The sequence below is a fragment of the Guptibacillus spartinae genome (assembly GCF_028610625.1).
In the GTDB taxonomy this organism is placed as follows: Bacteria; Bacillota; Bacilli; order Bacillales; family Guptibacillaceae; genus Guptibacillus; species Guptibacillus spartinae.
In genome coordinates this window covers 320,185-338,222 of sequence record NZ_JAQQWU010000001.1, presented here as the reverse complement: position 1 = coordinate 338,222, position 18,038 = coordinate 320,185, and the positions used below count along the sequence as shown (strand labels likewise).

Sequence of the window (18,038 nt, the reverse complement as noted above, 5' to 3'; positions counted from 1 at the left end):
CGGAATTAGTCGTTTTGTAGCTGACGAAGCTCTTTTTTGATTTCTGTTTTCGAACGGGTTTGATCATCAATTTTCTTAAGTACACGTGCTGGTGTTCCAGCTACAAGCGTATACTCAGGAACATCTTCTGTCACAATCGCACCTGCAGCGACTACTGAACCTTTTCCTACCTTTACGCCTTCAAGAACGACTGCGTTTGCACCAATCACAACGTCGTCTTCAATAACAACAGGGCTAGCAGATGGTGGCTCAATAACGCCAGCAAGAACAGAACCTGCACCGATATGACAGTTTTTCCCTACTGTTGCGCGTCCACCAAGTACAACGTTCATATCGATCATTGTTCCTTCACCTACAACGGAACCGATATTGATCATTGCACCCATCATGATGACAGCATTGTTGCCAATTTCTACTTGATCGCGAATCACGGCACCAGGCTCAATACGAGCTTGAATACCTTTAAGGTCAAGCATTGGAATTGCTGAATTACGGCGATCATTTTCTACTACGTAATCTTCAATATTGGAAGCTTCACCCTCAAGGGCTTTCTTAATGTCTTTCCACTCTCCGAAAAGAACACCTGTATTCCCTGTAATGAATGACTTAGTATTGCTACCAAAGTCGATTCCCTCAAGGTTTCCTTTAATATGTACTTTCACAGGAGTTGATTTCTCACTGTTTTGAATAAAGCTAATAATTTCGTTTGCATCCATCATTTTCATTGGATAATTCCTCCTTTGTTCATCATGCTTAACATAAATAGCATGTTTCTCATTTTATCGTACATGATCGCTTACGTGAAGTCTAATCTTACAGGCTACTCACTTAATAATTCTACAAACTTTTGAACTTGTTTCAACTGCATGGCCGTATCATTTGTTAATAGCCAGGTGTCTCTCTTTAACGGCAATCCTTCCCCATCTTTTAGCGGTATACGAAAATACTCTTTATCATTTTCTGTTATGCTAATGGAAGGTAAAATGGCATAGCCAATCCCATTAAGGGCCATTTGTTTACACGTTTCAATTTGATCGACCACAATTGTCTTTTTAGGTGGTGCAAATGACTGGGTTTGCCACCATTCTTGTATTTCCTGAAAATAAGTAGAATCACTTTTAAACTGAATAAACGGTTTTTCCGTTTGCTTTAATTCTTCCATTGACTGTATCGCCGTATCTACTAGGTAAAGCTCATCTGAAAGCAAGTACTGACTTCTTCCACGCCAATCTGGCTTTCCTCGTATGATGCCTATGTGAATATCATCTTCGTACAAGTAGCGTAAAATATCGCTACTCCACCCTGTAACAAGTGATATCTTCACACTTGGATAATGTTCAACAAACTTTTTTAACACAGCCGGAAGCCAGTACTGGCCAATAATTGATGCAACGGCTAGTTTTAACGTTCCATGAACTTCTGAACTTAAAGCCGTTAATGCCTCAAACACTTTTTCTTCTCTACGAATCGTATCATTCGCAAAAGCAATAATCCGCTCACCTGCAGGAGTAATCGTTAATCCTTTCTGTGACCGAAGAAAAATGGGAACACCCCATGCCTTTTCAATTGATTGTAGCCTTTGACTTAATGCAGGTTGAGATACATATAGTCTTTCAGCCGCTCTGCGCATATTTGCTTCTTCTGCAAGAATCGATAGCACTTGATATTCCGAACTCATTGAAATCCCCCTTTCTCCACCCTATCCATAAGAAAAACTTATTGGATTTCATCATTATAATCTAATTTCATTATGATGGAAAGGTAACTATACTAGTAGTGAGATCAACCAACTGGAGATGATAGAGATGGAAACAGTCTTCTTGTTTGCTATAGGTCTAATTGCGACATTTGTCGGTACGTTATCAGGAAGCGGTGGACTTATTAATGTTCCCGCCATGATGTTACTTGGTTTTCCCGTTCACTCCATTATTTCGGCTAACAAATTTTCTAATATGCTGAGCTCCTTCTCTAGCTTTTATGTATTATTGAAGCGTAAAGAGCTATCGATGAAGGAAGCATTAAAAACTGGGCCAATTGCACTTAGTGGTGGGGTGCTGGGTGGCCTGTTTGCCTCATCCCTTTCAGAACAGGCCCTGCAATTTTTTGCTGGTGGAATGCTCCTGCTTGCATTAGCGCTATCTTTTAAGAAAAAGAAGCAATCTACTCATACTTCTCGTAAAGTTCCCATGCGCACTTTACCATTTATCGTATTAATCGGATGGTATGACGGTACATTCGGTCCTGGACAGGCGACATTACAAATGCACATCTTTCGTCAGAGCGGTATCTCCTACCTTACCTCCATAGGGTTAACTCGCTTTAATACGTTTTTAAGCTGTACCGGTGCCGTAGCTGTCTATTTCTTAAGCGATCACCTTTCCATGGCTATTGCTCTCCCACTTGCTGCCGGGTCGATAACAGGCGCTCAAATTTCAGTTCGACTGGCAAATAAGCTTTCACTTGGCCAGGTAAACTGGCTACTGCGTTCGATGACAATTCTACTTATTTTTCAGGTTTGCTACAGCATTTTCAAAACACATTTTTAGGAGTGAACAGTCATGAGTATTGATTATATTCGTCTTCATCACGTTCAAATTTGTATTCCAAAAGGGACTGAAAATACGGCGAGAGATTTTTATATCCGGAAACTCAACTTTGTTGAAATCGAAAAACCAGAAGCTTTAAAGAAAAATGGAGGTTTCTGGCTAAGAGCGGCGGACATTGAATTACACGTAGGTACCGAAGACATCATTCTCCCGGGCAAACGACACCCTGCGTTCGAAATTCAAAACCTGAACGATGCCAAAACACAATTAGAGAAACACAACATTTCGCTCCAACAGGAAACACCAATTGAAGGATACGAACGCTTTAGCTTTCGTGACCCTTTCCAGAACCGAATTGAATTCATTTCACGCATAGAAATGCCCGGCTTATAATTGAGCCGGGCGTTCTTTTTTATTAGGTTTAGGAAGAAAGAGTACGAGCATGAAGCTTAAGAGGGCCATCACCCCTACGCCACCGTAAACCCATTTTAATGAGATCGTTAGTCCGTTTTGGAGAAGCTCAAGCACGGCAGGATCAAGACTACTACGTTTTGATTCATCAAGTAATTGATTCGCTGTATTAATCGTCACCTCTTTACTAGAAGCATGATTGATGAGGTACTGTTGTAGTCGGCTATTTAAAATCCCTCCGAGAAGCGCCGCACCAACTGCACTTCCAAGTGTTCTCATAAACATATTAGAGGCGGTCGCAATTCCTCTTTGCTTCCAGGAAACGGAACTTTGGATCGCTACAATGAAGGTTGTTGACGTTAAGCCCATCCCTACACCAATTAGAAAAGAACCAAAGCCTGCAAAAAGTGGACCTAGCGATGGAGACATCAAAAGATAGATCAAAGATCCACTAATAAGAGATACCCCTCCCACCACTGAAGTCGGCCTAAACCCAATCTTTATGACAAGCTTTCCTGCAATGGTTGAAGCAATTGGCCATCCAATTGACATGGTCGTGAGCGTAAAGCCTGCTACAATAGGAGACTTCTCCATTACCCCTTGGACAAAGGTTGGAAGAAAACTAGAAACGCCAATTAAGATCATACCCGTTGTAAAAGTAACGGAATTCGAAATGGCGATCACCGGGTCTCGCCAAATCCCAAGTGGCATGAGCGGTTCTTTCGCTTTCTGTTCTACTTTAAAAAAGAACACCATGGCTGCAAGCGATATAGATACAAGAATAACAATTGGAGAAGAAGTCCAAGCCCAATGAACGCCACCTTCAATTAAAACAACCATAAGCGCACTGATTGACACAAGTAATAGCGCCGCTCCAGCGTAATCAATGGATTTTCTTTCTTTATCAATGGATTCATGAAGAAGTAGCACAATCCCAATTAACGACAATAAACCAAGTGGGATGTTCATCCAGAAAACCCATGCCCAATCCAGATATTGAACAAAAACACCGCCAAGTGCTGGTCCTGCAATAGCTGAAATCCCCCATACGCTCGCAAGGTAGCCTTGAATTTTTGCTCGTTCCTCCATCGTATACATATCCCCTACAATCGTAAGAGCAATTGGCTGAACGGCTCCTGCACCAATACCTTGGATCAGTCTGAATAAGATGAGCGCCTCCATTGACTCTGCAAACCCACATAAAAGAGATCCAACTAGAAAAATGATGACCCCAATTGTATAGATCGGCTTTCTCCCAAATAAATCAGACAGTTTCCCAAAAATAAGAACGGTAATCGCAGACATGAGTAAATAGGCAGAAAACACCCAACTAAATGTTGAAAAACCTCCAAGATCTCCAACAATTCCAGGCATAGCTGTAGACACGATCGTTCCTTCAATTGCTGCCATAAACATCCCAATAATAATGGCACCTAGAACAAGAGGGCGATTTGTCTCTTTTTTTCGAATACTACATGATATTTGATTTGTTAGCGATTTCATTTTTCTCATCTCCACTTATGTAAAAAAGCCCGGTTAAAGAACCGGGTAAACCATTACGACTGTCGAACAGAAGATTCGTGCAAATAGCGATTAACGAACTTGAGAAGTGCTCTTCTCGTCAATATGCCTTTAAAGATATTTTCATCATCGACAACACAAAGGAATGGATGATCAATGGCTAATTTCAAGCCTTTGAAAAAGCCATCCTTTTCATTAATACATGGTATATCCGTATTCATGACTTCTTCGACGACTAATTCACTTAACTTCTCAAATTCAATGCGTTCAATTCCTAAAATTGAATCGAGGATGAGCGGCTGACTGATCAATCCTTTTAGCCGATATTCTGTATCTAATACGGGTATCGATGAATAGCCTGACTTGATCAAGATAAGCATCGCGTGCTCCAAAGGATTCGTCAGCTGTACATGAGCCACTTTTTCTGCTGAAATCACAAGATCTTCAATTCCTGTTTCATACAAATTAGGTAATTCCATATGTTTTGCCATTTAAAACGTCCCCTCAAGCATGATTCGCCCTGTAAATTTTCTCTAATGAAGGTCTGCTCTTATAGTAACATGAATGGGGATTGTCCGTTAACTGTTAGTCAATTAATGCTCATAAATCATTTTTCGAGTCATGCCTCCGTCGACGACAAGATTTTCTCCAGTCACGAAATCATTTTCTTCATTTGTGAGAAAGAGACAAGCACGTCCAATATCAGACGGCTTCCCCACTCTTTTTGATGGGTGCTGCTCATGATCCACTTCTCGTAGAGAATGATAATTTTCCACTTCAATCCAACCAGGGCTTATTGAATTAACGGTAATGTGATCATCTGCAAGTGAAATGGCAAGCGCATGTGAAAGCGCTACAATACCACCCTTCGTAGCAGCATATGCTTCACTATTTGGTTCTGACATCGTTGCTCTAGTAGATGCGATATTAACGATTGATCCTCCATTATGTTTTCTCATGACTCGTGCTGCCGCACGTGAGCCAAGAAAAACGCTTCGTAAATTTGTATTGATCACTTTGTCCCATTCATCAACACTTAGCTCATCCATTTGCTTAAATTCTGATAAGCCTGCGTTATTAATTAAAACATCGATGCGTCCATATTTCTCTTCTATTTTATAAAAAAGATTAGTGATTGACTCGGGGTCACTCACATCCGTTAGAATAATATCTGCAGCATTTTTTTCCATTAAACTCTTAGTTTCTTTGCATCCTTCTTCATTCACATCAGCAAGGATCACCATATACCCCTGCTTGCTATAAGCAATCGCTACGCCTCTCCCTATTCCATGACCAGCACCTGTAACAACAGCAACTTTTCCCATCAACTTTTCCTCCTAAAACCATTTTTTGCGTTTAAAGTAAACGAGCATTAATCCAGTAATGACGAGCATGACAATCCATACAGCAGGGTAGCTCCACTTCCAATCTAGTTCAGGCATATTGGCGAAATTCATGCCATAGATCCCTGCAATGAACGTGAGAGGAATAAAAATAGTCGAGACAATCGTTAAGACTTTCATAATTTCATTCATTTTCATACTTAAACTAGAATAATACACATCTAATAAACCATAGAGTTGTCCTCTCGAAGTTTCTACCATATCGTTTGCTTGAACAATATGATCATGAATGTCCTGTAAGTAAAATGAGATATCTTCTTTTATGTAAGAAACTTTACGATTGATTAACTTATTGACCACTTCCCTTACCGGCCACACGGTTTTCTTTAGTTGAAGAATTGTATTTTTATATTGATTAATATCTTGAAGCGAATGATTATCAGGATCTTCCATGATCATTCCTTCTAGCTGAGCAATACGATCATCCATCTCATCCATGATAATCAGGTATTGGTCAAAAATGAGATCGAGTAATGAATAGAAAAGAAAATCAGCTCCGCTTTTCCTTATGCGTCCTTTGCTTTCCTGAAGTTGGAGACGAACGGGATCAAATAAATCGCCTCGCTTTTCCTGGAAGGTGATCACGGTATTTTCCATTAATATAAAACTAACCTGCTCGTCATCTAGATCTGGACTTTCTTCAGGTAAATGAAGCATTTTCACAATCGCCAATAGATGATCTTCAAAAAAATCGATTTTTGGTCGATGTTCCGTATTTAAAATATCTTCTGTTGTTAGGGGATGAAGCCCCACATGTTTGCTTATCTGATCAACCAGTTGAACATTATGTACACCATTTACATTTACCCATGTGACTTTATCGGAATCAATTACCGTTTTTATTTCTTCAATGGATAGATCTTCGTAAGCGTCCATTCCATTCGCATCAAAGGCCATAGCTGACATTGTCACTTCTTCTGTTTGATCGTCTCCTATATATACAAGAGAACCTGGGGGCATGCCTTTTTTCTGAGTACGATTTCTTCTTAATTTCGTCCGTATCCCCACTACACTCACCTCAATTCTTATTTAAAATACCCCGTTTCATTGGAATGAAAACACGCGAATCGTGATCTTTGTAGCTACACGAGACAGCTCCATAAAAAAAAGCCCTTTAATGGGCTAGAGCACATCTTCCTTACGAATCACATCTTCATATTTTTCCCATATCATTTCTAAATCTGATTTTGCAGAATCGGCTTTTATGGCAGTCCATACTACTCCTATAAACAAAGCTAGTCCGAGAAAAAGTACGACCAACGTAAGCACTACACCTACCATCATCATCCTCCTCTGTTTATTCCCTTCCATTGTATGTTCAGAGAACCATTTAAATGTCGGAATAAACAGAAAACACTTGATTCATATAAGAAATTAAGGTAAAGTTCGTAAAATAAACATTTATCTTATTCTAGATAAAATATAGGAGGCAAACTAAGTGGAGCACACGAGAGCAGAAATTAAAAAAATGGAAGAAAAAGCAAAAGAAGACCAACGCCGGGCTCAAAAAGCGAAGGAAGTTGTAAAGGAAGCGAAGAAAAGCGCTAATCCCCAACGTGAAAACAACGAATTTTCTTCCCATCAATAGCAAAGAAGACGCCTCCTGTGAGGCGTCTTCTTTGCTATTGTTCGGTATTTAATTCAATTAAATTGCCATCAGGATCGGCAACAAAAATTTGAGCAAAACCACTTTTACTCGTTGGATTTTCATAAATTTCTACACCTTTTTCTTTCAGCCAGCGGACCGTCTCATCATAGCTCTTCACGCGAAAGGCGAAATGACCTTCCTTAGAGGATAATTCATTTGTTGCACGAAGCGTCTCCGCCTCCGGATGAACAATAAGGTGAAGTTGCTGATTGCCAATTTGGTACCAGGCGCCAGGAAAACCAAATTGTGGCCGTTCTATCTCTTCTAAACATAAGATGTCTTTATAAAAATTTTTCGCCTGCTCAATGTCTGTAACGGCTAAGCTAACATGGTGTATCCGTTGAATTTCGATCAATTCTCTTCCCCCTCTGTATAAACGAATGGCTGATTTGCTGGTAACCTAATACGAAAAACCGTTCCTTTGCCTTCTCGACTCGTTACCTCAATTCGACCACCGTGTTCTTTAATAACTTTATAGCTCACCATTAATCCAAGGCCTGTTCCCTTTTCAGTGGTTTGATAATACGGCTCTCCTAAACGATTAATTAAATGCTCAGGTATTCCTTCTCCATGGTCAATCACTTCAATTATAATATCGCCGTTCTCAGCTTTCATCAACGTTGTCTTTAACTGACCACCATTTGGCATAGCCTCTATTCCATTATTGATCAGATTAGTCAATACTTGCTTCACGTGAGAACGAATACAAACGCACTCGATATCCACATTTTGATAAATCTCAATGATATTAATATTTCGATCAGCCGCTTTCTGAGATAAGTGCTCTACCAATTCAGCAATTAATTCATTCAAATTTACCACTTCGTATGTTACATATTCTCGTTTTGAAAGAAGGAGGAATTCGTTTATAGTTCCTTCTAATTCATTCATCTCTTCCCCAACCACGTTTAGAAGCTCCTGATTCACACCTTCATTTCCATCAAGTAATTGAAGAAACCCTTTAATCGTAGATAAAGGATTTCGAATTTCATGTGCAACGCTTGCAGCAAGATCGCCGAGAACATTACTCGTTTCTGTCTGACGCAGATCTTCCTCTGCATTCTTGATCTCTGTTATGTCACGAACAATAACAAGATGATGATTGGGATAAATATGATAACTTAATGTAAAGCTGAAATAGTTCAGTTCGTCATTGCTCGAAACTCTTTGTCCTTCCCCACTCCTTCCTAACTCGGCAGCATTATCCCAAATAATATCACAGCCATTTTCAAGATGAGAATAATGTCTAGATCGTATTTGCTCTTCTTCGACTTCAAATATTTTACAAAAGGCGCTATTCACCTTAATGAAATGACCATTTTCATTTAGAATAGCCATCCCATCTAACGCTTTTTCAAATAGATGACGAAATCGCTCTTCACTCCGCTGTAGCTCTTGAATCATTTGGGTTGTAGGGGTAATATCACGGTAAATCGTTAAATACATATTTCCTGCAACACTTTTTTTCGTTGTGAATTCAAGTTGCTTTTTTTCTCCCCCAGGCATGGTAAACTGAATGTCGCCTCGTACCTCTCCTTCACGCTCTAGCTTTTCCTGAAAAGCCTTCCCAATGGATAGGTTGTTCCCTTCCAGAAAATCAAATAAATTATAGGTTTTCATTCTTTCTAGAGTCGTGTTAAATAGCTGGCACGCTGCAGGATTAGCATCAATGATCATTCGCTCATTATTCCAGATTAAGATACCATCAAGCGCATTTTCAAAAATACTTGCTAATTTATCTTTATTTTCTACCAACTGAGCTAGCAACATCTGTTCATCCGTGACATCCCGAATGATGGATAAATTCAAATCTCGATAAACCTTATAAGTAATTGATAATTCCACAGATTTACACTTTCCATTTTCAAGTATGACAGGTAGGGTTTCAATGACATATCCTTTTTCGACTAACTCTCTTTTCATTTGACGAAACGTCCTTATACCTTCAGGAGCCACATGATGCCCGATTTTTTTTGAATGTATCGATTCCATATCCAATTCAAAAATATCGCAACAAGCCTGATTGATTTCAATCAGGCTTCCATGTTGATCGGAGAGAGTCATACCATCTCTTGAATGATTAAAAATATGATCAAGCTTTTGGCTTTTCTCCATTAGTTCAAGGGCCAAATCTTCCCTTTCCATCTCAGAACCGTTTATCAGTATGGAGTATTTTGGTTTTTGTTTCTTTTCATTTTCCATACGCGGTCTCCTTTAAGTATAATAATTCAATTATACCACTACTCCTTGAGAACTTAACAGATAAAGACTGTTAATAACCGTCACTCATCTTCAGTTGAAAAAATACGAATCACCACAGATCCGTTTACGACTTTAGCTCTGATAAGCAGGGGCTGATGACGATCGTTTCGGAAAGAAAAATCAGGTCCATACCAGCTTACGGTTGCATCTCGACCTGGCTTCACGTAGGGAACACTCCGACTGTGAGAATAGCGTTCCACAATCTGTACGCCTGCCCGATCAACGGCATTAAATAAAGTAGAGGATACTTGACAAATTCCACCACCGATTCCTTCAGACAATTCACCTCTAATAATGATTGGAGCAGGTAAATAGCCTCTCTCCTTTGTTCGTTTCCCAACCGTCTGATTAAACGAAAACGTTTCACCCGGAAACACAACGGTATTATTAATCGCTTGGGCAGCTAATACAATATTAGTCGTTCGTTCAATGTTTGCTTTTTTAAAGTGAGTCACAAAAGCACCTAGTTGTTTTCTTTGAATGGAGGCAAGTAACTCTGCATTCACTCTTGGATATTGAACTTTAACCTCAGGTACCATCCACGTTGTTCCCTCTTGGTAGATCGTTTCTAACATCTTCATTTGAAATTTTTCTTTGTTTAAGCGATAGCCGTTAACCCCTTCTCTAATCACTCCCCCATCATCAAGGTAGGCATTTTGGGGCTGCTTTTGAATCGATGAATCCACTTTATTCATTAAAGCATTCAGTTGATTTTCATCGTAAAAAGGATAGCCAATCCATTCATGAAATAGATTACTTTTTTTAATAACAATCGGTTTGCTTTCTTCCTTATGAATAATCATCTGTTCTGCATCAGAATAGGCGAGTGATAACGCTAATAATAAAGAAATCATTTCTCGTCCCCCTTTCGAACTCGGTTGTAGTATGCGTCATAAGTCAATTTTATAAAATCGAATAGTTCAAAATCGCTTGAGCAAAATAAAGAGGATGAACAAGAAAAGGGGGAGCTAATGAAACGGGTATTCATATTTCCAACCATCATTTTCATTTTTTACTTTTCTGAAAGTATTTTTGCAATAGAACCCTTCTATGATCTTGTGCCGATTGATAGTGAAATTGCGCTTCTCCCCTGGGAAAAAGTAGATAAAGTAATCCCACGAAAAGCGATTTTTACCATAACTGATATTGAAAGTGGACAAACATTTCGAGTACAACGACGCGCTGGTAGTCACCATGCCGATATACAACCTCTTACGAAAGAAGATACAGAAATATTAAAAGATATTTATAAAGAGTGGAGTTGGAAACGACGAGCCGTTATTGTTCTTCATAAAGGAAGAACGATAGCGGCTTCAATGAACGGTATGCCTCACGGGGCTGGAGCACTGGATAATGGATTCAACGGGCACTTCTGTCTCCACTTTCTTAATAGCACCACCCATAAAACGCCAACTCCTGATCCAGCTCATCAGTTAATGATTCTTAAAGCTGCTGGTAAGCTAGATGAAGGCATCATGTCAGCAACTCCAGAACAACTGGTTGAAATAATGATGCTTGCCATAAATAATTCAGATACTACCGTACTTAGGAAAGTCCTTTCTAAAAATTTAACATCTCAGGATTACGATTCACTTTCACGACTAACAGTAACAAAATGGACGGTTCATAGAAGCGCAACAACCCCTCATGTTCATCATCTCCAAGCAAAGGTTGAAGTTTATATTATAGATACCGGGGTTATTCATACTACGATTAAACTGACTGCAACAAAGAATCCGATTTCAAATCGATGGGAACTTGAAAGCCCAAGTTTATTGAAGATCGCAAATCATTAGAAGGATGTGAAGAAAATGGACCGATTTAATGAAGTATACGAAGAATATATTCGAAATGCGGCAAATGACAATCAACGAAAAACGAAAGAAAATGCTCGAATGATTACCGCAGTTAGAAAAAATGATGATGGGGATCTCATAGCGTTTAAAACCAATACGGGTGAAGAGCTCGATTACCTTCAAGCCCTAGAAGAAGCAAAGAACGGGATGATTTCTGGTGTAGATGTTTTCGAAAAGTATGGAAGAGAAATCATCTGTAGCGAACCTGATGGAATGAAAGAAAACAACTTTGATCATTTACCAGAGTTTTAGACATTATAAAAAAGCTGCAACTCAATTGAGTTGCAGCTTGGAATTGTTATGTATGGTGATCCGTATTGGGCTCGAACCAACGACCTCTACCCTGTCAAGGTAGCGCTCTCCCAACTGAGCTAACGGATCAATTTATGTAAGGACATCTATTAATATACAGGAATCGATAAATCATTGTCAATCCTTTCTTTAGAAAATAATAGAAAAAGGGCACCAAGATGATGCCCTTTTGTTTAGCCAATTCGTTCTTCTTTATCCCGCTTTTCACGTTCTTCCTTATCTAATGCTTCTTCTCGATCTCGAAGGCGATGTGCAAGGCGACTTGAGGCGTTTGCGGCAATGCTTGCAATGAGATCATCAAGGAAAGTATGGACGCTTTCGCCCACTTTCGTATCAAGCTTTTCAATAATACCAAACTTTTGTTTATCAAGGTGACCAAATGTCGTTACGGCAATACTACCGTAGCCAAACACGGCACCGAGGGCAATTGTTTCATCAACGCCAAATAAGCCTTCATCCGTTTCCACGATTGATTGAAGTGGTTCTGAAAGTTTTCCCTGCTCAGCTAGCTTGTCCAACTCAACGCCTACAAGAACAGCATGCTGAATTTCACGCTTCGTTAAAACGGCTTCAACACTTTCCAAACAATCATCCATGGATAGCTCATCTACATAAGGATATTGCATTTCGTAAACAATTTCGGCAATATCCTCTATTGTCACGCCACGTTCTTTTATTAGGGCTTTTGCTGCTGCTTCTGTCTCTCTACTATGGATGCGTTTCTTCATAATAAGACCCCTCTCTGTCAACAATAAATACTTATGTGTTAGAATCATTATATCACTAATGTTTTTTATATTGTCAAACAATCTAACAATTGCAACAATTTATAGGAGGCATCACAATGAACCGAGGTACATATAAAGATGAAACCATTTATAGCGAGTATTTAAGAGAAGAAATTCCATTTCAAGTTTATTTACCATACAACTATTCTCCCTTATACAAATATTCCTTTTTAATCGCCAACGATGGTAGCGATTACTTTAAATTAGGACGACTCGGACGAACAGCGGATGAACTGATTGAAAATGATGAAATTGAAGAACTTATTATCGTTGGCATTCCTTACAAAAGTGTAGAAGATCGCTGGCGTAAATATCATCCGGAAGGCGAGCAAAGCGATAATTATCTACGCTTTCTTGCGAATGAACTAGTTCCTTATTTAGATGAAGAATATGCTACGTATCATCTAGGTTATGGTCGCGGTCTTATCGGTGATTCTTTGGCCGCTACCGTTGCGTTACGAGCAGCTCTTGATTATCCACGTACATTTGGTCGAGCTATTCTTCATTCTCCCTATGTAGATGAGACCATCATGGAACAAGTAAAACAATTCTCTGAACCTGAGCTTCTTTCGCTTTATCACATAATCGGTAAAGAAGAAACAGAGGTTCCTACCACTGATGGAAAAACAAAGAATTTTATCGAGCCAAATCGAGAATTAAATAAAGTCATTAAAGAGAAAGAATTTGATTACTTCTATGATGAATTTGAAGGCGGTCACCTTTGGAAGAACTGGCAACCAGACATGAAACGTTCGCTTTTACACATGTTTAAACTCTAAATCAGTCTATCGTTTCTTATTTTCGAATTTTTGGTATAATTATAAATGGAACATTATATGACTTGTCTATATAGGTCAATCGAGACTATCAACCAGGAGGGAATGGAATATGAAATACGGCATTGCAATTTTCCCATCGAAAAAACTACAAGACGTCGCTAACTCCTTTCGCAAACGATATGACCCGCACTATGCGCTCATTCCACCGCATTTAACGCTACGTGAAGGCTTTGAAGCAACAGAAGAAGAGATTGAGAAATTAACGCCCGTTCTACACAAAATCTCTGATGAATCTAAACCTTTTTCAATGCATGTTTATAAAGTTGGTTCTTTTAACCCTGTCAACAACGTCATCTACTTTAAAGTGAAAGAAAATGACGTACTGGATGACTTGCATCGACAACTTAACCCTGAAGAGGCGCTCTCTGAACGCGATTATAATTTTGTTCCACACATCACAATTGCACAGAACTTATCCGATGATGAGCATTCTGATGTTTATGGCAGTTTGCAAATGAAGGACGTTAACCATGAAGAAATGATCGACCGTTTCCAACTTCTTTACCAACTTGAAAATGGCATGTGGACAGTGTTTGAAACCTTCCACCTTGGTAAAGTTCGCTAATGGAAATTAAGGTTGTAGAGACAGACCAAGAACTCCAGGATGCTTTTCAAGTAAGACAATCTGTCTTTGTGGAAGAACAAAAAGTACCTGCTGAATTAGAAATTGATGAACACGAGAATGAAGCTGTTCACTTTATAGCGTATGATCACGCACGCCCTGTTGCAGCGGGACGTTTTCGAACGCTTGAAGGTATGGCTAAGATTGAACGCATTTGTGTACTGGGTTCTTATCGTAGAACTGGTCTTGGCCAGATGTTAATGAAAGAGATTGAACGGTGTGCTAATGAGCTAAAGCTCGGCAAACTAAAGCTGAATGCTCAGGTTTCCGCAGTAGGATTTTATAAAAAACTTGGTTATCACATCATTTCAGAGGAATTCATGGATGCAGGCATTCCGCATATAACGATGACAAAGGATTTATGACGCTGGAGCTTCCAGTGTCTTTTTTTTTGCCCTCGATCATTGGAATGAATGATATTTTCTCCGTTTCCGTACATCCTAAGAAAGACTGTAAATTGAAGAGAAGAAGGTGATCCTTTGGCAATTGGATCGATAACGGTTGAACTTCTTGTTGGATTTTTTGCTTTACTTATCTTAACGAAAGTACTTGGGAAAACTCAGATTACACAAATTACTCCATTTGATTTTATTTCTTCTCTCGTGCTAGGAGAATTGGTTGGAAATGCGATTTATGATAAGCATGTGAACATCAAATCTATTTTGTATGCGGTTCTTTTATGGGGCGTATTAATTTACGTTGTAGAATGGATTACGCAGAAATTTAGAGGAACGCGCAACATTCTAGAAGGGAACCCTTCCATTGTGATTCATAAGGGAAAAATTGATCGAGACCAATTAAAAAAAAGCAAGCTCGATATTAACCAACTGCAAAATTTATTAAGACAAAAAGATGTCTTTTCCCTTCGAGAAGTTGAATTTGCGATACTGGAAACAAACGGTAGCATCAGCGTACTAAAAAAGTCAGAGTACTTACAGCCTACAAAACAAGATTTTAACCTAAAAAAAGAACAGGGATACCTTTCAGTAGATATCATTTCTGATGGGAAAGTTGATCTTGAGAATTTAAAAGATGCAGGATTTAATGAAGCGTGGCTTGATAAGATCCTTAAAGAACATAAAGTGGACAATCCTAAGGACGTATTAGTCCTTGAATGGAAAGAGGATGAAGGAGTGTTTTTGCAAAAGATGGATAAGAAGAACAAGCAAAAAAAGAGCAGGTAACTTCTGCTCTTAGAACCAAGAAAATCCTTCTGAACCTTTATCCTCTTCTTTATATCTATCTTCATTATCCTCTGCCACTTCATTGTTCTTTCGATGATTAAAAAATCCCCATGGGTCTCTTCTTTCTTCTCTTCTTTCTTCTCTTCTTTCTTCCCTGTGCTTTTCCTCTTTATGATGATGCTCTCTTTCATTTTGAATGATCACTTCATCAGCTTTTACAATTAACTTATTTACATGGATAACTTGCGGCTTTCTTTTCTTTTCTGACATTTGATGCCCTCCCTTTTTTACTCCTAGTACGTAGTATCCTATGCACACTTTCCTTATTAGGTTTGGGCACCCCTTTTAATAGCTAACTGCAATTTGATTCGAAACCTTGATCCGATAGTTATCCTGCTGGAAGTAAACAAATCCTTCAATGTTAATTGACTCTTTAAATTCTGATTTTATAGGAATTTGAAAACTGTCAAACCCAATCTGTTCACCTGGCAAAAGAGTTACTGGATGTAAGGGTGCTACCCAAATCTCGCCACTTTCTTTCGCCTTTTCAAGCCAGTCATGTTCAGTAAAAACCCACTGCGTCTGCTCACTATTTGATTTTGAACGCGTTTCTGCCTCATCGATAGGAAATATTTTTCCTTTTAACACAGCAACATTAGGAGGATTGAACCGGAAACAGATAATAGGATTATGCAGCTTCCTCGTTCCGCAATTCTCTATTTGCAATGAACCTCGAATAATGAAGGAGTTTTCCCCATTTAAAATAACAGAAGTATTAAAATAGGCTACTGCATAAGATTCATCTACATCGGTTGACTCCGTATCTCCATCCACCTCGTTTGGTTTTGTTAAGAATTTCGCTCTTTTTTCTAAATTCTTTATTTTACCTTGTAAATGATTAATCAGTTTATCCTTCTCGTTAATATCAATTTGCATCTCTGCTAAAAGTGTTTCGTACCCCTTGATCTTATTGAGATAACTTTTGGTGCTTTCTTGTACGGCACTTCTTTTTTCGATCTCGACGATCTTAGCCACGTTTTCTTTTGTCTTTCGCTCAATGTCCTCCTGTAATTGCTCCAATTCTTTTTTTAAGTGAATCCGTTCTTTATCACTTTCTTCCATAGAAGATAATTTCCCTTTTAAGGCGCTGACCTGATCATTAGCGAATATCAGTTCCTTTTCAAGCTCGAGTGACTTCTCCTGAAAATACTTCGTTCGGGTAACGAGTCGAGAATAACTTAGCTTTTCTCCTTGCATACAGTTCTCCCCCTCGCAAACAAACTTTCACTATACTATATGTATGAAAGAAAACCCTATTCATAACAAAAAAGTGCAGGAAGAGATCTCCTGCACTTAGATATTATGACTGCTTTTTAAACTTGACATCATCAAAATTAATACAGTCTTCAATCTCCAATGCGCCTTCGTGAACTTCGACGGTTCCAGTATTAAATACGGTTTTTCCACGACGATTTATAAGATGCATTTCAAACGCTTGCTCATGTCGATCTCCGACAACAGCTAGTTTGAAATCAAGTAATTTACCTGAATCCGTCACACCTGAGCCTTCAATGACAAACTTTAGTCCGCCTTCACATTCGTTGCAGTGCAAAGTGTCCTGTTCAAAACGTGTAGCTGTAAAGGTAAAGTCGTGTCCTCCATCACTCGAGTCTGTATCATGGAAATTCAGTTTTAATGTACTTCCATTTAAACTACAATCTCCACAAATGTTAGCAAGTAGAGTTGCTGTTCCTTCATCTTCTCCTGTCGTTCTGCCACTTGCTTCTCCAGTTAGCGAGCAATCACAGTTCGGTCTAGGGAAGATATCAGGACACTGAGCTGGGAATTCGATCGGTGGACATTCGTCAATAATATCATCAATACCAGCTGTCAAGTCGTTGTCACGTGGTGAACAGAATTTCGCAAGTACTTCTAGCTTCACTTCAGCTTCTACTTGGATATCCACACAGAAGATCACTTCTAGATCGAATGAAGTTGGTGACGGACAGTTTAAAAGCACCGTTCCCGAAGGAATTCGGCATACAATTTTTGTGATGCGGCAGAACAAATCAGTTCCATCCGGAAAACAAAGAACAAATGACTCTAATATTGATGTACTGCAATCCACTTCTGTTACTACGACACCATTTCGGTCAACGACGAGAACTTGTAAATCAGCAGTAAATAGTAAATCCACTAGCTGAGCGTCTGCTAATCCTCCCCCAGGAAGTGCCACATTGACATCTCTCTTATCGCCGATTTGTTCACAAAGGAACCCTTCTCCTTCCTGGTCGCTCCCAGAAAGCGGGAACAAAGGTGGTGTTTCTGGTACGTTACAAACGATACGTAACGGACGTCTCGTTGGATCTTCCATGGCTGCTTCAATCAAAGCGATCTGCTCATCTGTAAAATGAATTGTCTTTCTTACAGATAACTGATCAGTCACCCAGTCGTATACTTTTTGAACGCGAATACACTCATCCTGTAAGCTGTTAGCAGCTGTTGGTGATGTGCGATTCTTATGTGGTTTGTGACCCATATATCGTTCCTTCCTTTCTTTCTCATGATAGGTTGATTCCCTACATAGTATGGAAAGAGCACAGATTTGCAACTACCGGGGCTGCCCAAATTTTATTAGGATGAAAA

22 protein-coding genes, 1 tRNA gene and 1 pseudogene are annotated in these 18,038 nt (G+C 39.2%); 9 read left to right on the top strand and 15 right to left on the bottom strand.

The window, feature by feature from the left end; genetic code table 11:
- Window positions 1-5: 5 nt before the first annotated feature.
- Window positions 6-725, bottom strand: a complete 720-nt coding sequence (dapD, locus tag PQ511_RS01810) for a 2,3,4,5-tetrahydropyridine-2,6-dicarboxylate N-acetyltransferase (protein WP_273850246.1) — start codon at window positions 723-725, stop codon at window positions 6-8.
- 95 nt (window positions 726-820) lie between these two features.
- A complete protein-coding gene (ccpC, locus tag PQ511_RS01805) occupies window positions 821-1,678 on the bottom strand; it encodes a transcriptional regulator CcpC (protein ID WP_273850245.1) in 858 nt (285 codons plus the stop codon).
- A gap of 127 nt (window positions 1,679-1,805) precedes the next feature.
- Here ccpC and PQ511_RS01800 point away from each other — a divergent pair, with 127 nt between their 5' ends.
- Together PQ511_RS01800 and PQ511_RS01795 are read left to right on the top strand one after the other, a co-directional pair.
- Window positions 1,806-2,546, top strand: coding sequence for a sulfite exporter TauE/SafE family protein (locus tag PQ511_RS01800; protein ID WP_273850244.1), 741 nt, complete (start codon window positions 1,806-1,808; stop codon window positions 2,544-2,546).
- Window positions 2,547-2,558: 12 nt separating this feature from the next.
- Complete coding sequence (locus tag PQ511_RS01795; protein ID WP_273850243.1) at window positions 2,559-2,939, top strand: VOC family protein; 381 nt, start codon at window positions 2,559-2,561, stop codon at window positions 2,937-2,939.
- Here the strand turns inward: PQ511_RS01795 and PQ511_RS01790 are convergent.
- The 5 genes from PQ511_RS01790 to PQ511_RS01770 form a co-directional block, all read right to left on the bottom strand.
- Window positions 2,934-4,460: an MDR family MFS transporter gene (locus PQ511_RS01790; RefSeq protein WP_273850242.1), complete on the bottom strand. Its 1,527-nt coding sequence runs from the start codon at window positions 4,458-4,460 to the stop codon at window positions 2,934-2,936. The genes PQ511_RS01795 and PQ511_RS01790 overlap by 6 nt on opposite strands.
- Window positions 4,461-4,513: 53 nt before the next feature.
- Window positions 4,514-4,969: a cyclic-di-AMP-binding protein CbpB gene (gene cbpB, locus PQ511_RS01785; RefSeq protein WP_224600280.1), complete on the bottom strand. Its 456-nt coding sequence runs from the start codon at window positions 4,967-4,969 to the stop codon at window positions 4,514-4,516.
- Between the two features lie 102 nt (window positions 4,970-5,071).
- Complete coding sequence (locus PQ511_RS01780) at window positions 5,072-5,803, bottom strand: SDR family NAD(P)-dependent oxidoreductase (RefSeq protein WP_273850240.1); 732 nt, start codon at window positions 5,801-5,803, stop codon at window positions 5,072-5,074.
- A gap of 12 nt (window positions 5,804-5,815) precedes the next feature.
- Window positions 5,816-6,889 (bottom strand): magnesium/cobalt transporter CorA, encoded by a 1,074-nt coding sequence (gene corA, locus PQ511_RS01775; RefSeq protein WP_273850239.1) that lies wholly within the window; start codon window positions 6,887-6,889, stop codon window positions 5,816-5,818.
- Window positions 6,890-7,003: 114 nt separating this feature from the next.
- Window positions 7,004-7,162 carry a hypothetical protein gene (locus PQ511_RS01770; RefSeq protein WP_273850237.1) on the bottom strand — a complete coding sequence of 53 codons (159 nt, stop codon included), beginning with the start codon at window positions 7,160-7,162 and terminating at the stop codon, window positions 7,004-7,006.
- Window positions 7,163-7,319: 157 nt separating this feature from the next.
- Between PQ511_RS01770 and PQ511_RS01765 the strand changes: the two genes are divergently transcribed.
- Entirely contained in the window at window positions 7,320-7,469 is a 150-nt protein-coding gene (locus PQ511_RS01765; RefSeq protein WP_273850236.1) for a hypothetical protein, read from the top strand.
- A 34-nt stretch (window positions 7,470-7,503) separates the two neighbouring features.
- Here PQ511_RS01765 and PQ511_RS01760 read toward each other — a convergent pair whose 3' ends face one another.
- The 3 genes from PQ511_RS01760 to PQ511_RS01750 form a co-directional block, all read right to left on the bottom strand.
- Complete coding sequence (locus PQ511_RS01760; RefSeq protein ID WP_273850235.1) at window positions 7,504-7,884, bottom strand: VOC family protein; 381 nt, start codon at window positions 7,882-7,884, stop codon at window positions 7,504-7,506.
- Window positions 7,881-9,731, bottom strand: a complete 1,851-nt coding sequence (locus PQ511_RS01755) for a PAS domain S-box protein (protein WP_273850233.1) — start codon at window positions 9,729-9,731, stop codon at window positions 7,881-7,883. The genes PQ511_RS01760 and PQ511_RS01755 overlap by 4 nt, the downstream gene beginning before the upstream one ends.
- 80 nt (window positions 9,732-9,811) lie before the next feature.
- The gene (locus PQ511_RS01750) at window positions 9,812-10,645 is read right to left on the bottom strand and encodes a VanW family protein (protein WP_273850231.1); all 834 of its coding nucleotides are present in this window, start codon (window positions 10,643-10,645) and stop codon (window positions 9,812-9,814) included.
- Between the two features lie 117 nt (window positions 10,646-10,762).
- Between PQ511_RS01750 and PQ511_RS01745 the strand changes: the two genes are divergently transcribed.
- Window positions 10,763-11,587, top strand: coding sequence for a hypothetical protein (locus PQ511_RS01745; RefSeq protein WP_273850230.1), 825 nt, complete (start codon window positions 10,763-10,765; stop codon window positions 11,585-11,587).
- Between the two features lie 99 nt (window positions 11,588-11,686).
- Window positions 11,687-11,899, top strand: a pseudogene (locus PQ511_RS01740) (DUF3892 domain-containing protein); the annotation flags it as partial.
- Between the two features lie 53 nt (window positions 11,900-11,952).
- On the opposite strand, the gene PQ511_RS01735 reads toward PQ511_RS01740, so the two are convergent.
- Window positions 11,953-12,028, bottom strand: a tRNA-Val gene (locus tag PQ511_RS01735).
- 104 nt (window positions 12,029-12,132) lie between these two features.
- Window positions 12,133-12,687, bottom strand: coding sequence for a phosphatidylglycerophosphatase A family protein (locus PQ511_RS01730; protein WP_273850228.1), 555 nt, complete (start codon window positions 12,685-12,687; stop codon window positions 12,133-12,135).
- A gap of 116 nt (window positions 12,688-12,803) precedes the next feature.
- Between PQ511_RS01730 and PQ511_RS01725 the strand changes: the two genes are divergently transcribed.
- From PQ511_RS01725 to PQ511_RS01710, 4 genes are all read left to right on the top strand, one after another.
- A complete protein-coding gene (locus PQ511_RS01725; protein ID WP_273850227.1) occupies window positions 12,804-13,526 on the top strand; it encodes an alpha/beta hydrolase in 723 nt (240 codons plus the stop codon).
- A gap of 109 nt (window positions 13,527-13,635) precedes the next feature.
- The gene (locus PQ511_RS01720) at window positions 13,636-14,151 is read left to right on the top strand and encodes a YjcG family protein (protein WP_273850226.1); all 516 of its coding nucleotides are present in this window, start codon (window positions 13,636-13,638) and stop codon (window positions 14,149-14,151) included.
- Window positions 14,151-14,573 (top strand): GNAT family N-acetyltransferase, encoded by a 423-nt coding sequence (locus tag PQ511_RS01715; RefSeq protein ID WP_273850225.1) that lies wholly within the window; start codon window positions 14,151-14,153, stop codon window positions 14,571-14,573. The genes PQ511_RS01720 and PQ511_RS01715 overlap by 1 nt, the downstream gene beginning before the upstream one ends.
- Before the next feature lie 114 nt (window positions 14,574-14,687).
- A complete protein-coding gene (locus PQ511_RS01710) occupies window positions 14,688-15,392 on the top strand; it encodes a DUF421 domain-containing protein (RefSeq protein ID WP_273850224.1) in 705 nt (234 codons plus the stop codon).
- Between the two features lie 9 nt (window positions 15,393-15,401).
- On the opposite strand, the gene PQ511_RS01705 is transcribed toward PQ511_RS01710, so the two are convergent.
- The 3 genes from PQ511_RS01705 to PQ511_RS01695 form a co-directional block, all read right to left on the bottom strand.
- Window positions 15,402-15,662, bottom strand: a complete 261-nt coding sequence (locus PQ511_RS01705; protein ID WP_273850223.1) for a hypothetical protein — start codon at window positions 15,660-15,662, stop codon at window positions 15,402-15,404.
- A gap of 75 nt (window positions 15,663-15,737) precedes the next feature.
- Window positions 15,738-16,649 carry a hypothetical protein gene (locus PQ511_RS01700; protein ID WP_273850221.1) on the bottom strand — a complete coding sequence of 304 codons (912 nt, stop codon included), beginning with the start codon at window positions 16,647-16,649 and terminating at the stop codon, window positions 15,738-15,740.
- A gap of 103 nt (window positions 16,650-16,752) precedes the next feature.
- On the bottom strand, window positions 16,753-17,931 hold the full coding sequence (locus PQ511_RS01695) for a BMQ_0737 family morphogenetic spore coat protein (RefSeq protein ID WP_273850219.1): 1,179 nt from the start codon (window positions 17,929-17,931) through the stop codon (window positions 16,753-16,755).
- Between the last annotated feature and the right edge of the window lie 107 nt (window positions 17,932-18,038).

Bases quoted from the DNA above. Each gene is read 5' to 3' on its own strand.
- dapD (WP_273850246.1), bottom strand. From the start codon at position 725: ATGAAAATGATGGATGCAAACGAAATTATTAGCTTTATTCAAAACAGT.
- ccpC (WP_273850245.1), bottom strand. From the start codon at position 1,678: ATGAGTTCGGAATATCAAGTGCTATCGATTCTTGCAGAAGAAGCAAAT.
- PQ511_RS01800 (WP_273850244.1), top strand. From the start codon at position 1,806: ATGGAAACAGTCTTCTTGTTTGCTATAGGTCTAATTGCGACATTTGTC.
- PQ511_RS01795 (WP_273850243.1), top strand. From the start codon at position 2,559: ATGAGTATTGATTATATTCGTCTTCATCACGTTCAAATTTGTATTCCA.
- PQ511_RS01790 (WP_273850242.1), bottom strand. From the start codon at position 4,460: ATGAAATCGCTAACAAATCAAATATCATGTAGTATTCGAAAAAAAGAG.
- cbpB (WP_224600280.1), bottom strand. From the start codon at position 4,969: ATGGCAAAACATATGGAATTACCTAATTTGTATGAAACAGGAATTGAA.
- PQ511_RS01780 (WP_273850240.1), bottom strand. From the start codon at position 5,803: ATGGGAAAAGTTGCTGTTGTTACAGGTGCTGGTCATGGAATAGGGAGA.
- PQ511_RS01770 (WP_273850237.1), bottom strand. From the start codon at position 7,162: ATGGTAGGTGTAGTGCTTACGTTGGTCGTACTTTTTCTCGGACTAGCT.
- PQ511_RS01755 (WP_273850233.1), bottom strand. From the start codon at position 9,731: ATGGAAAATGAAAAGAAACAAAAACCAAAATACTCCATACTGATAAAC.
- PQ511_RS01750 (WP_273850231.1), bottom strand. From the start codon at position 10,645: ATGATTTCTTTATTATTAGCGTTATCACTCGCCTATTCTGATGCAGAA.
- PQ511_RS01745 (WP_273850230.1), top strand. From the start codon at position 10,763: ATGAAACGGGTATTCATATTTCCAACCATCATTTTCATTTTTTACTTT.
- PQ511_RS01730 (WP_273850228.1), bottom strand. From the start codon at position 12,687: ATGAAGAAACGCATCCATAGTAGAGAGACAGAAGCAGCAGCAAAAGCC.
- PQ511_RS01725 (WP_273850227.1), top strand. From the start codon at position 12,804: ATGAACCGAGGTACATATAAAGATGAAACCATTTATAGCGAGTATTTA.
- PQ511_RS01720 (WP_273850226.1), top strand. From the start codon at position 13,636: ATGAAATACGGCATTGCAATTTTCCCATCGAAAAAACTACAAGACGTC.
- PQ511_RS01715 (WP_273850225.1), top strand. From the start codon at position 14,151: ATGGAAATTAAGGTTGTAGAGACAGACCAAGAACTCCAGGATGCTTTT.
- PQ511_RS01705 (WP_273850223.1), bottom strand. From the start codon at position 15,662: ATGTCAGAAAAGAAAAGAAAGCCGCAAGTTATCCATGTAAATAAGTTA.
- PQ511_RS01700 (WP_273850221.1), bottom strand. From the start codon at position 16,649: ATGCAAGGAGAAAAGCTAAGTTATTCTCGACTCGTTACCCGAACGAAG.
- PQ511_RS01695 (WP_273850219.1), bottom strand. From the start codon at position 17,931: ATGGGTCACAAACCACATAAGAATCGCACATCACCAACAGCTGCTAAC.